The organism is Sorangium sp. So ce836, from assembly GCF_028553905.1.
Classification (GTDB): Bacteria; Myxococcota_A; Polyangia; order Polyangiales; family Polyangiaceae; genus Sorangium; species Sorangium cellulosum_D.
On sequence record NZ_CP102233.1, the window covers coordinates 846,931 to 859,162 of the forward strand.

At 73.3% G+C, this 12,232-nt stretch carries 9 protein-coding genes and 2 tRNA genes; 4 read left to right on the top strand and 7 right to left on the bottom strand.

Annotation, left to right across the window (positions count from 1 at the left end):
- Positions 1-51: 51 nt before the first annotated feature.
- The 5 genes from NQZ70_RS03205 to NQZ70_RS03225 form a co-directional block, all read right to left on the bottom strand.
- Positions 52-843: a hypothetical protein gene (locus tag NQZ70_RS03205; RefSeq protein ID WP_129572908.1), complete on the bottom strand. Its 792-nt coding sequence runs from the start codon at positions 841-843 to the stop codon at positions 52-54.
- Positions 840-2,459 carry a BamA/TamA family outer membrane protein gene (locus tag NQZ70_RS03210; protein WP_165373762.1) on the bottom strand — a complete coding sequence of 540 codons (1,620 nt, stop codon included), beginning with the start codon at positions 2,457-2,459 and terminating at the stop codon, positions 840-842. The genes NQZ70_RS03205 and NQZ70_RS03210 overlap by 4 nt, the downstream gene beginning before the upstream one ends.
- 81 nt (positions 2,460-2,540) lie before the next feature.
- Entirely contained in the window at positions 2,541-3,443 is a 903-nt protein-coding gene (locus tag NQZ70_RS03215; protein WP_237244979.1) for a hypothetical protein, read from the bottom strand.
- Between the two features lie 287 nt (positions 3,444-3,730).
- Positions 3,731-4,420 carry a bifunctional phosphoribosyl-AMP cyclohydrolase/phosphoribosyl-ATP diphosphatase HisIE gene (gene hisIE, locus NQZ70_RS03220; protein WP_129572911.1) on the bottom strand — a complete coding sequence of 230 codons (690 nt, stop codon included), beginning with the start codon at positions 4,418-4,420 and terminating at the stop codon, positions 3,731-3,733.
- Positions 4,421-4,423: 3 nt separating this feature from the next.
- Entirely contained in the window at positions 4,424-5,923 is a 1,500-nt protein-coding gene (locus tag NQZ70_RS03225) for a prolipoprotein diacylglyceryl transferase (RefSeq protein WP_129572912.1), read from the bottom strand.
- Positions 5,924-6,136: 213 nt separating this feature from the next.
- Between NQZ70_RS03225 and NQZ70_RS03230 the strand changes: the two genes are divergently transcribed.
- Both NQZ70_RS03230 and NQZ70_RS03235 read left to right on the top strand, forming a co-directional pair.
- The gene (locus NQZ70_RS03230) at positions 6,137-6,892 is read left to right on the top strand and encodes a hypothetical protein (protein WP_237244980.1); all 756 of its coding nucleotides are present in this window, start codon (positions 6,137-6,139) and stop codon (positions 6,890-6,892) included.
- Positions 6,893-6,897: 5 nt separating this feature from the next.
- Positions 6,898-8,526, top strand: coding sequence for an MXAN_5187 C-terminal domain-containing protein (locus NQZ70_RS03235; protein WP_129572913.1), 1,629 nt, complete (start codon positions 6,898-6,900; stop codon positions 8,524-8,526).
- Between the two features lie 208 nt (positions 8,527-8,734).
- On the opposite strand, the gene NQZ70_RS03240 is transcribed toward NQZ70_RS03235, so the two are convergent.
- On the bottom strand, positions 8,735-8,995 hold the full coding sequence (locus NQZ70_RS03240; protein ID WP_207217730.1) for a hypothetical protein: 261 nt from the start codon (positions 8,993-8,995) through the stop codon (positions 8,735-8,737).
- 292 nt (positions 8,996-9,287) lie between these two features.
- The gene (locus NQZ70_RS03245; RefSeq protein WP_129572914.1) at positions 9,288-11,087 is read right to left on the bottom strand and encodes a serine/threonine-protein kinase; all 1,800 of its coding nucleotides are present in this window, start codon (positions 11,085-11,087) and stop codon (positions 9,288-9,290) included.
- Positions 11,088-11,982: 895 nt separating this feature from the next.
- Here NQZ70_RS03245 and NQZ70_RS03250 point away from each other — a divergent pair.
- Together NQZ70_RS03250 and NQZ70_RS03255 are read left to right on the top strand one after the other, a co-directional pair.
- Positions 11,983-12,055 (top strand) — tRNA-Thr (locus NQZ70_RS03250).
- An 81-nt stretch (positions 12,056-12,136) separates the two neighbouring features.
- A tRNA-Tyr gene (locus NQZ70_RS03255) sits at positions 12,137-12,218 on the top strand.
- The last annotated feature ends 14 nt before the right edge of the window (positions 12,219-12,232 follow it).

A 12,232-nucleotide genomic window follows, 5' to 3' on the forward strand; every position in this document is an offset into this window, starting at 1 on the left:
GCGTCGGACGCGGCGGCGCTGCGCCGTGACGGCGGGCGAGCGCGCCGCGCCTCAGCGGCTCGGGGGGCTCTGGGGCGGCGGGGGAGGGCTCGGCGGCGGAGCCGGCGGGAGGAAGGCCTGCGTGCGGAACACGAGCCTCCGGTCGGCGTTGCCGATGCGCGTCACGAACAGGCCGACGAAGGAGCCGAACAGCGAGTCGCTGGGCCCGATCGCGGTGGAGCCGGGCGGGCGCGTGACCCACCGCTTGATGCGATCGAGCATCTCGGCGCTCATGGGGTTCACCTCGACGAGCACGGCCACGAAATAGCGGTTGCCGTCGCGGACGAGCGACCGCTCCACGAGCGGCAGCCTCCGGGCCTCGGCGCAGTTGCGGAGCACGCCCTCGACGTTGACCGCGACCGTGCTCGACTGACCTCCGGCCTGGATCAGCTGGATCCGGAACACCTCGTCCCAGAGGTCGTAGACGATCCGGCAGCTCTTGGCGGCGAGCGCGACCGGGTTGCCCCCGCTCTCGTGGAAGAGATAGCCGCGCATCGTGATGACGGTCGGCAGCCCGCTGAGCAGCTTCTTCGAGATCTCGCCGTCGACCACGTCGCGGAAGCCGACGGTGAGCTGCACGATCGTCTTGTCGAGCGAGAGGCTCGCCACGCGCATGGGCAGCGCGGCCGGCGTGCCGAGCGCCTGCTGCGCGTCCGCGTCGGCGATCTCCTTGGTCCCCTGCCGGCCGTCCGCACCGCCGGGCCCCTCCTGGGCCGTCGCCCGGCGCGCGCCCAGGGAGAGCGCGGCGAGCAGCGCGATCCAGAGCCAGCGCGCCGCGCCGCGGCCTGCGCCAGGGCAGGTCATTTCCGCTCACCGCGGCGCGCCGGGATCAGCCCGAGCAGGTTCGAGAAGGCGAGCGTCACGCCGCCGACCGCCGTGTCGACCCGCAGACCGAGGTTGTACGTGATGTCCACGGGCACGCGGGCGAAGCCCTCGTACCCGGTCGGCGGATCGGTGAACTCGCGGCGGGTCGCGAGCCCGTACAGGCCTGCGGCGCCGAAGAGATCGACGCCGTAGATCGAGCCGCGGCCTGCGTAGACCGGGATCCGGTACTCCGCCTCGAGCTTCGCGGCGAAGTCCCCGTACCGGACCTCGATGATGTCCGTGCTGAGGAAGTTCGGCGGTTGCCTGCGATCGGGGGCGAGGTCGAGCAGCCGATCCGGCAGGAGATCGGTGAGGTCGCCCACGTAGAACTTCTCGAAGAAGGGCGCGTCCCCCGCGACGGCGCCGGCGAACGCCTCGACGCGGAGCACGTGCCGCATCGGGAGGCGGAACCAGCGTTGCGCGGCGAACTCGAACTTCTGGTAGCCGTAGTCGCTGCCGAGCGGCGGGACGCCCACCGTGACGGCGACGGAGGCGAGCGTGCCCCGCGTGGTGAGGAACGGCGCGTCGCGCGTGTCGTAGTCGATCGCGGCGCGCAGCGACGAGAGCACCGTCTTGCCGCCCAGGATGTCGAAATCGATGGGCTCGCGGCGGTCTCCGCGCATATGCGAGGCGACCGTGGGCACGGTCGCGTCGATCTGCTCGAGGTGGTAGTCGAGCGACAGCTGCGAGGAGGAGGAGACGTCGTGGCCCGTGCCGAGCGTCGCGCCGAACCGCTTGTAGGCGACGACCGCGTAGCCCGTGACCTCGCGCTGCTCGAGCAGCGGGGACTCGAACGAGACGTCCCGGTTGCCGAAGAAGTCGCGCGCGTCGTTGTAGAGCACCGTCACCGCGGCCGACCAGCGGGTCCCGACGAAGGCGGGATCGACGAAGCGGGTCCTCAGGGCGAGCTGGTCCGCCGCGAGGCCGACGCCGGCGCCGAGCGTGATCCCGGTCCCCGCGAGGTTTGTCTCGGCGGCCTGCACGCCGGTGAACGCGGAGAGCGGCCGCGCGTTGCCCGCCGTGTCCTCGTCGGCCGCGATGCCGAGCCAGAGGTCCTGCACGACGAACGTGTTGCGCTCGACTACGTCGATCACGAGCGTCGCGCTCCCACGCTCGGCCCCTTTGCGGAGCGACAGCCCGACCGACGCGAAGAACCCGGTCCCGAGGAGGCGGTAGCGCGTGAGCTCGATCTCCGGATCCTCGACGTCGAGCACGCCGCCTGCGCGAAACCTGACGTAGCGGAGGATCACGCGCGCGGCGGTCCGCACGTTGCCGCGGATCTCGATGCCGTCGAGGGTGTACCGGACCCGGTGCCTCTCCGGCGGCGTCGCGCCGGCGGACAGCCCGGCCGCGCGGTGGCGCGCCGCCGCGCGAGGCGCCGGCTCGGGGGCCGTGGTCCCCGCGCCGGCGGCCGCCTCCGCGCCTTGACCGAGCGCAGGGCCCGGGCGCGACCCCACGAGCAGCGCGCTACAGAGCGCGAGGAGCGCGCGGCGGAGCACAGGGGGCAGGGGGATGGCCGGGGAGCGTGACGCGCTCCGGAATCGAGCAGGATTCACAGGATCGCCGCGACACCGCCGGAGCCTGCTGCGGCGTCAGCGACGCACCCTTCGACGACGCATCGCTCAGCGGGGCACCGGTCAACGGCGCACCATAGCACGGCCTTCTCCTCCGCCGGCGGGCTCGGCCGCGTCGAGCTCGGCGAGCGACGCGGCGTCCGCGGCGTCGTCGCCGGGAGGGGCCTCGGGCGACGGCGCCCCGCGGCGGATCCGCGCCGCGGCGGGCGCGCGCTGCTGCCGCCGCGGCTCGCGCGAGATCGGGGCGGCCTCGGTGTGCTCCGCCAGCGTGAGCAGATCCAGCCGGGCCGGCGTCGGCTCGAGCAGGTGATCGGCCGCGGCGAGCAGCAGCGACCGGACCTCGTCGCGGACGCCGGCGTCGCGCGTCCAGCGCGCGCCGGCGCTCGCGGCGATGGCGCGGGCCAGGAGGAGCTCCGCGCGGCCGCGCACGTCCGCGGGGATCCAGTCGGCGACGAGCGGATCCGCGAGCATGGAGAGCGTCCTGCGCAGCGCGGCGACGCGGCGGGGGCCGAACCGCTCCGGCGCGCGCGCCGCCTGGCGGGCGAGGCGCAATGCGCTGCGGAGCGCGCGCCTCGCCGCCCTGCCGACCACGGCGCCGCGCACGGTGAGCCGCTCGCGCGGCGCATCGAGGGCGCGCAGCACCGCGGCCAGCGAGAGCCCTCCGGCGATCACGAGCGCCACCGTCGCGGCGGTCGCACCGACGCCGCGCAGCCTGATGCCGCCGGTCGCCGCGACGAAGGCGCAGGCGGCCGCCAGCAAGAGGCCCAGCGAGCCCAGCGCGCCTGCCGCATGCGACCGCCAGCGGAAGGCGCCGCCCTCGCCCTGGATGAGCCGCGCGTAGCCGTCGGGCGCGATCAGCCTTCCGCCGCTCGGGATGAGGCCCACCATCGCTCGCCGCGCCGCGCGCCCGAGGCCGACCTCCAGCGGGCCGAGCTCGACGCCGGGCGGCTCACGGAACGGGCTCACGCCTCCAGGATAGCCCATCCCTCGCCGGCGCGGAGGGCGCGCCGCGGCGCAGCGGCCACGGCGGATTGCGCCCGCTTTTCACGGTCTACACGCTCGGCGCGTGAAGCGCATGGCCGCCTGCAGCTTCGCCCTCGCCTGCGCCGCCGCGACCGGGGCGGTCCTGTTACGCGATGGCGAGCTGCGGCGAGGTGCGGTCCGACGCCTCGCCGCAGCTCACCGAGGGCTTCACGCGATGCGCGGCGGCCACGCCCGCGCCCCCGCCCGCGCCGCCCTGAGACGGCGGCGCGTCACGGCGCTCCCGCCCGGTCCTTCTGCGCCCGCTGCGCCTTCTCGACGAGGCCGCTCGTGCCCATGCGCGCCGCGAGCGCGGCGAGGACCGCGCGCAGCGGGACGCCGCGCGACGCGACTCCGACCAGCAGGTGGTAGATGACGTCTGCCGCCTCCGACGCGACGCGATCGTCGCTCTCCCCGGCGATCGCCTGCGCGAGCTCGCCGGCCTCCTCGCGCAGCTTCGCGCCGATGAGCGGCGCGCCGCCGTCGAGCAGCTTGCGGGTGTAGCTCTTCGTCGCCGACGACGCCTTGCGCGCCTCGATCTCCCGCTCGAGCGACTCGAGCACCGCGGACGCGTCCTGCCCCTCGTCGGCGGCCTCCGGCTCGGCGTCGCCGCGGGCCTCGACCTGCCGGAAGAAGCAGCTCGCGCTGCCCGTGTGGCACGTCGGGCCGCGCGGCTCCGCGAGCACGAGGAGCGCATCCCCATCGCAATCGGCGTGAATGCTCGTGACGGCGAGCGTGTTGCCGCTCGTCGCCCCCTTCTCCCAGAGCTCGCCGCGCGATCGGCTGAAGAAGGTGGCGCGCCCCGTCTCCAGCGTCCGGGCGAGCGACTCGCGCGTCATGTACGCGAGCATCCGGACCTGTCCAGTCAGCCGATCCTGCACGACGGCCGGAATGAGCTTGCCCTCTCCGAATGCGATCTTCACAGCCTATGCCTCTCCGGTTGTGTCGGGCGCCTCGGCAGCGGCGCCGCGTTCGCGGGCCGTCGCCCGGCCTCCGTCCTTCGCGCTGCCGCGCTTCCCTCGCGACGGCTTGTCGCCGGCCTTCGCCTTCGCGCCGCGCTTCTCGCTCGGCGCGCCCTCCTCGTCGTCGCCGTCGCCCGGCGCGTCGTCCTCTTCATCGTCCTCATCGTCCTCTTCATCGCCCTCGTCATCGCCCTCGTCGTCGGCGGCGGGCTGGCTCTGCGGGAGGTGGAGCGCCATCGCCTGCTCCGGGTGGTCCAGGGCGGCCTTGTAGTAGACCGCGAACGCGATCGACGCGCCGAGCCCGGTCGCCAGCGCGACCGCCTGGGAGGTCGAGTACTGGAGCGCCGTGGACGCGCCGAACGTCTCGGGCTTGAGGGCGAGGTACAGCGCGACCGCGGGGACGAAGGCGAGCGCCTGCGTCACCTTGCGCGCCACGTCGTTGCGGATGACGTGGGAGAACCCGATCGTGTACCCCACGGCGAAGACGAGGAGGCCGGCGGGGAGCAGCACGTGCTCCGGGAGCGTCGGCGGGATCGAGCCGCGCTCCGCGTCGTCGCGCAGGAGCTCGAGCAGGTAGCGGCAGACGCCGTAGGAGAACGTGAAGAGCAGGAAGATCTCGCCGCGGAACTTCTGCCGCCGTCGCGCGAGGAGCAGCAGCGCGAGCAGCCCCGCGCCGACGAGCGACTCGTAGATCTGCGTCGGGTGCACGGCGAGCGACGCCTCGGAGGTCGGATCCAGCCCGCGCTCCTTGACGTGCTGCACCCACGCCGGGGACCCGCTGCCGTGGTCCAGCGTGCCCTCGGCCCAGTGGGGGAACGTGCCGAGCTTCTTCAGCCAGGCGGGCGCCGTCTCGCCGAGCGGCCGGCCGAAATCGCAGCCGAAGAGATAGCAGCCGATGCGCGTGATCATGAGGCCCGAGGCGAGGCTCGGGACGGCGACATCGGCCCAGGGGAGCAGCGGGAGCCGGTGGGACCGCAGGAACAGGTACGAGCCCAGGAAGCCGCCCAGGAACCCGCCGTACGCCACGAGCCCGCCGCGGCGGATGTCGAACATCGCGCCGAACGAGTCGAACTCGTCGAGGTTCGTGAGGATGTAGAGCACGCGCGAGCCGAGGACCGCGGCGAGCGCGGTGACGACGTAGCAGTTCGCCATCGTCTCCTTCGGCAGGCCGTCGCGCTCCGCGAGCCCGAGCGTCAGGTACCAGCCGACGACGAGCGAGAGGCCGAGCATGACCCCGTAGCTGTAAATGGGGATCGGACCCAGGGTGTAGGTCTGCTCCTTGAACTGGGACGCGAGCACGGCGAGCACGACGCCCGCGACGCCCGCCGCAGCGGCGCCTGGCTTGTTCTTGCCGATGAGCAGCCCGATCGCGCCCGCGAAGGCGATGCCCGCAGCGATCAGGAAGACCCAGAGCAGGGGCACGGTCCAGACGGGCAGCGGGACGCGGAACAGGATGGGATGCATGGCGCCTCTCCTTACGCCCGGGATTGGAGCCCATCAAGCGCCGTCTCTCGGGCATGACGCGGCGAGCCAAGGCGCTTTCGGACGCCGGTCCGGCCGCGTCGGGCGATCGCCATGCGCCCGGACTGGCGGCGCGGCGCAGGCTCGACTCCCTCCCGGCGATGGCGTCCGCCAGCGGTCTCGAAGTCCGCGCGCACCGCTGCTAGCATCGATTCCGTGCTCTCTGGCCGTGCCACCGTCAGCGTGTTCGCCGTGCCTTCGCTGCTCGTGAGCGCGTCGTGCGTGCCCGAGGGTCCGGCCACCGGCGACACGAGCGCGCGGCCAGCCGGGACGGTCGCGGCCTCGACCTCCGCGTCGATCGTCGCGGGCGGCGTCCAGGGGGCGCAGCGCGCGGGGGTGTTCGAGGACGATTTCGACCGGTCGGCGCTCGGCCCCGACTGGAACGCCCTCAGCCCCAAGTGGAAGATCGAGGAGGGGCGGCTCTGCGTCCGCGGCGCGCGGAACCGCGGCGTGTGGTTGAGACGGCCGCTGCCCGAGAACGCTCGGATCGAGTTCGACGCCATCGCCGAGGCCCCCGACGGCGATCTCAAGGCGGAGCTCTGGGGCGATGGACGGAGCGGCGCGACGGCGGCGAGCTACACGAACGCGACGAGCTACCTCGTGATCCTCGGCGGATGGAAGAACACGAAGCACGTGCTCGCCCGGCTCGACGAGCACGGCTCGGATCGCCTCGAGATCGACGTGGATCCGGACAGCGACGACGAGCGCGCGCGCCCGGTCGCGCCGGGGCAGCCGTACCGCTTCCGGATCGAGCGCCGCGACGGCAGGACGCTCTCCTGGTCGGTCAACGGCGTCGACACCTTGGAGCTCAGCGATCCCGCGCCGCTCTCCGGCCCTGGGCACGAGCACCTGGGCTTCAACGACTGGGATGCGCCAGTCTGCTTCGACAACCTGCGCATCACGCCCCTCTAGCCGCGATGGAATCGAGCGAGGTCGAACGGGAGCTTGAGGAGCTGGAGACGCGCATCGAGCGGCTGCGCGCGCTGTACGAGCAGTACTTCATGGGGATCGAGCGGATCGAGCCGCTCATCCCGCGCAAGGACGTCGAGCGCCGCATCTGGGTGATGCGGCGGGAGCAGATCAGGAACACCGGGCTCCGGTTCAAGTTCCAGATGCTGTTCCAGCGCTACAACACGTTCCAGCAGTACTGGGGCCGCATCGCGCGCGAGATCGAGAACGGGACATACCGTCGCGACGTCATCCGCGCAGCGAAGCGGGTCGGAACGAAGGAGGCGCTCACGATCGTCGGCCGGAAGCGGGCGGAGCGCTACGCGGAGCTCGCCGAGCAGCAGGCGGCGCGCGAGGCAGCCCGCCGCGATGACACCGACGATCACGAGGAGATCGACGTCGACGACGAGGCGGTCACGCTGGCGCCGCCGCCGCTGCCCGCCGCGTCGCCGTCGCGCAAGCAGCCGCCGGTCGAGCTGGCCGCCGAGGAGGCCTCGCCGTATGAGGCCGTCGCGCCGCCGATCGCATCGCCGCCGGCCCCGGCGCCCGCCGGCCCGCAGGTGCGCCCCGCCCTGGTGCCGCCCGCCACGCCGCAAGCGGCGGCGGCCGTGAAGCCGGCCCCGCTGGGGGGCTTGCCCCGGGGGCTCGGCCTGACCAGGCCCCAGCAGAAGCCGCCGGAGATCAAGCCGGCCGAGGCGAAGCCGGCCGAAGCGAAGCCGACCGAGGCAGCGCCAGCGGGGGTGAGGACCCCCGCGCGCCCCGCCGCCGACCGGGCGCCGCCCGCGGCGGGCGCCGCCAACCGCCAGCGGTTGGCCGAGCTCGCGGCGGAGATGCGCGCTCAGCGCGCGCAGAGCGCCAAGACCGGCGACGCGGCGGCGGTCGCCGCCGGGTCTCCCGGGGCCCTGACGGACGTCGCGTCCGAGCCGCCGGCTGCTCCGCCGAAGCGACCGCCGCCACCGCTGCCCATCCGAGCTGCGCCGAGCGCTGCGGCCGCGCCGGCAGCCGCGTCGGCCCCGGGCGCCGCGAAGGCGCCGGCAGCCGCAGCCGCAGCGCCGCCGACCGCATCGGCTCCGGGCGCCGCGAAGGCGCCGGCAGCCGCAGCGCCGGCAGCCGCAGCGCCGCCCGCCACCGCGGCGGCTGGCGAGGCGAGGGGCGCTGGTGCGAAGCGGCAGGACCGCGTGCACTCGGAGCGACCGCCGCCGAGCCGGCGCCGTCGCTCCACCGCGCCGCCTGCGGCGGACACGGGTACGGCGAGCGGCGGAGCGCGGCACGCGGCGCCGCGCGCGTCGTCGCGCCCGCCGGAGGCCGCGCGCGCCGGCCTGGACCCCGCGGCGCGCCCGCGGCCCGGGCCGCCCCCGCAGCGATCGGCCGCGCGCGACGACGAGCTCCCGGAACAACGGCTGCGCCAGATCTACGCGAAGTACGTCGAGACAAAGCGCGCCGCGCGGGAATCGACGGCCGGCGTCACCTACGAGCGCCTCGCCGAGAGCCTCCGCGCGCAGGCTGCGAAGCTGCGCGCGACGAACCCGGCCAAGTCGGTGGACTACGACGTCGTCGTCAAGGACGGCAAGACGCTGCTGAAGCCGATCCTGAAGTAGCCGGTCGTCGTCGCCCAGCCGGGCTCCGCCGGCGCAGATCCAGGCGGCCCCGGGGGCGACCCGCCAAGGCGGGCGCTGGCGCGCGTGCACCACTGCCACCGCGGCGAGCTCCAGGAGCTGAGCTCGCCGAGCCGTGCCCGGCGCGCTGTGTCGCTCCGGAAGCGCTCGCTACGTCAGGTCGCGGGTTGGATGATGTGGTTGTGACCGGTCAGTGGTGCGCGACGCGGCGCCAGAGCTGCGGCAGTCGCTGGACCTGTGACGGAACCCCGGCCTCCTCCTCGACGAAGAGGATCGCACAGGCCGTACGGTCGGCTTCGCGCATCCGCGCGCATAAGTCGGCCAGGTCGTCGTCGGCGTCCACGACGTCGGCCTCGGCCGGCTGACAGCCGCCCTGAACGTATCGGACGTTGTCAAGGGCGATCCATCGCCCAGCAAACTGTTCGGATCGACATATGTCGCGCCAGGTCATTCGAGGCGCGGCCAAACGAATCTTACTGCCCATTTCCCGTGAGCGACCTTCTCCCCCATGTTCCAAAGTCAAGCGCCAACCTACCAAGCCAGGTTGTGGCGTTCACTGAACTTTCAGAACCCGTCGGGGCAGGATCTAGCATCGGTCAAAATCGGGCGTCAAGGCAAGCCTGGAACAGACCGGACCCGCCCGGCGTTGAGCCCGATCGTCCACAGCCGTCGCACCCGCGCCGCTCCGTTCGCCACGTTCGTCTCGCCGCGTTCGCCACGTCGGCCACGTCCGCGCGGCATGGTCACTGACACCGCGCCGGCAGCTGGGACATCGCCTCACCCGCCCCGATGCGCGCGGCAGCCATGGCGTGGGACTTGGCCGCGCACCCCTTGGAGGCGACGGCTCGCTTGGCGCTCGCGCTGATCGCGGCCCTCGCCTCGGCCTTCCTGGGGCCGTCGCAGGCCGCGAAGCGCTTCACCGCGAGATCCGTGTTGCCGCCGTTCGCCAGGTTGATCGCGGCCCTGCACTCCTGCTCGGCCTTCTCGTTGCCGGCGGGCGGGGTCTTGGGCCCGGCGGTCGGGGTCGGCGTGCTCTTCGTGGGGTCGGGGGGCGTCTTGACCTGACCCGCCTGCTCGGGCGGGGGCTCCGGGGTGGAGGGCTCGCTCGTCGGCGGGGCCACGGTCGGGTCCGACGCGACGGAGACGGGCGGCGCGACGGACGATGCGCCCGAGGGCAGGGGGATCGCGGTCGACGTGCTCTCCTCGGTCGCGCCCCCGCTGCCCCCCTTCGTCATCATGACGACGCCCACGACGCCGAGCACCGCGACGGCCGCGACCGCGGCGAGGATCGGGGCCGTCTTGCTCTTCTGCACCGGCGGCGGCGGCGGCGCGGGGAACACCTGACCGCTGCCCGTGTTCACGGGCGGGTGGGCCGGCACGGCGCCCCCCGGCAGCGCCGCCTGGTCCATCACGGTGGCGGCGTGGTGGGGGACGACGGTCTTGCCCGGTCCCGTGGGCGGCCCCGCGACGAACAGCGGCTCGCCGATTTGCGTCTGACCCGAGCGCGACGGCATCAGCGCGGTCCCGCTGGTCGGGGCCTCGAGCCCGACCTGGGTGCGGGGCGGCGTCCCGAGCACCGAGAGGCGGGGCCCGGCGCCGATGGTGAGCTCCTCGTAGAACTCCCGCGCCGACTGCTGGCGGTCCTCGCGGTTCTTGCTGAGGGCCCTCATGACGGCCGCCTTCATCTTCGCCGGGGCCGCGGCGCCCATCGGCACGGTCTCGAACGGGAACGGCTGCGCCGTCATGTGCTGCGTCGCCCACGCCCACGGGGTGTCGGCCTCGAACGGCAGGCGCCCGGTGAGCATCTCGTAGGCCAGCACGCCGAGCGAGTAGATGTCGCTCCTCGCGTCGAGCTCCTTGCCCGTGAACTGCTCGGGGCTCATGTACGGCGGCGTCCCGAGCACCGTCCCCTGCTGCGTCAGCTTCTGCTCGGCCTTGGCGCTGCGCTCGTCGCGCTTCGCGATGCCGAAGTCGAGGACCTTGACGTAGTCCTCTTCGCCGGCGCGCCTGGTCAGGAAGATGTTGGCGGGCTTCAGGTCGCGGTGGACGATCCCCTTCTCGTGGGCCTCCTGGAGCGACCCGCACACCTGCGCGAGGATGCGATCGACCCGCTCGGGCGCCAGCGCGCCGCCTCGCTCGAGCGCCGTCTCCAGCGACTGCCCGGTGAGGAGCTCCATCGCGATGTAGAGCTCCCCGGTGTTCGTCTGCCCGAAGTCGTAGACCTTGATCGTGTTCGGGTGCTCGAGCTCGCTGACCGTGCCGCACTCCCGCATGAAGCGCGCGACCACCTGAGGGTCCTTCGCGTGCTGCGAGAGGAGCGTCTTGATGGCGACCTTCCGCACCGAGGTCCCCATCGGCTGCTCGCCGTTGTAGACGCGGCCCATCCCGCCCTCGCCGAGCACCCCGACGATCCGGAACCGGCCGCCCACGATCGTGCCGATGAGCGGGTCTGCCTCCACCGGCGCGACAGGGAGGAGCGCGCCGCACGTGGCGCAGAAGCGCGCCCCATCGATGTTTGGCTGATGGCAAGCGGGACAGTCCATGCGATCGAACCTCTACCCCCCGAAGCGTGACGAACCGCGACGACGCCCGGCGCTGCTCCGCTGCGCGCTCGAGCGAACGTGCGCCGGGCAGGATCGCAGCAGCCGCGCGCCGAGCGCAAGGGAGCTCTTGCTCGCCCGAGGCGCGGCCACGGAGCGTCTGCCGTGACTTCCCGTGGCTTCCCGTGACTTCCCGCGACTTCCCGCGACTTCCCGCGACTTCGCGTGCCCTAGCGTGCCTTCGCTCGCCTCCCGTGGCTCCCCGCGAGCGCGCGCGTCGCGACGGCGTCGTGCTCCGGAGCGCGCCGCGCGTCGCGACGGCGTCGTGCTCCGGAGGGCGCGGCGCGACGACGGTGCGGCGCGGGCTCGCCGTCGTGCCGGCGCGGCGCCATCGTGCGGCTTGGGCCCCCGCCGCCGTGCCCGGCGGCGAAGGTCTGGATCGAGCCCGCGCCGCTCCCGCGCCGCGCCGCTTCGCGCTGGGCGCGACGTCCGCCTTGAAAACGGTCGTCACTCGAGCGAGATCGGCGCTGCCGGACGAGGCGGGAGCTCCGGCCCGCCGCAGCTCGACGGCGCGCTTGCCCCGCGCTTTCGCAGCCGATTCCAGCGAAACGGACGAAAACGGGACGAAAACGATGCACACCGCTTGACACGTCTCTTGCAGGGGGCTAAGAGCCTCCTCCCTTCGCGGGACTCGTCTACCTTCGGAGCGACGTGAACAGCACCAGCTGCTCCACCTCGCTGCGGTCCAGCCCGGCCGGGATGCCCCGAGCCGCGCAGGCTGACGGTCCAGCAGGGCCGGGAGTTGATTGCTCGTACAGAAGTGATCGATCTTGGGACATATCGCTAGGTCAGCACGCACGCCTCCCGGAGCCCCGGGGGCGAGCAGCGGGTCGATGTCGCTGGCGTAGCTCAATCGGTAGAGCACCTGCCTTGTAAGCAGGGGGTTAGGGGTTCAAGTCCCCTCGCCAGCTCCGATGCAAGGCAGCAGGTCGACGGTTCGGGAGGCCACGGGACGGACAAACGCGGTAAGATAGAGAAAAGAGAGAAAATCTGGAGGGTTGCCCGAGCGGCCAAAGGGAGCAGACTGTAAATCTGCCGGCAATGCCTACGATGGTTCGAATCCATCACCCTCCACCGGAGCGGTCGTT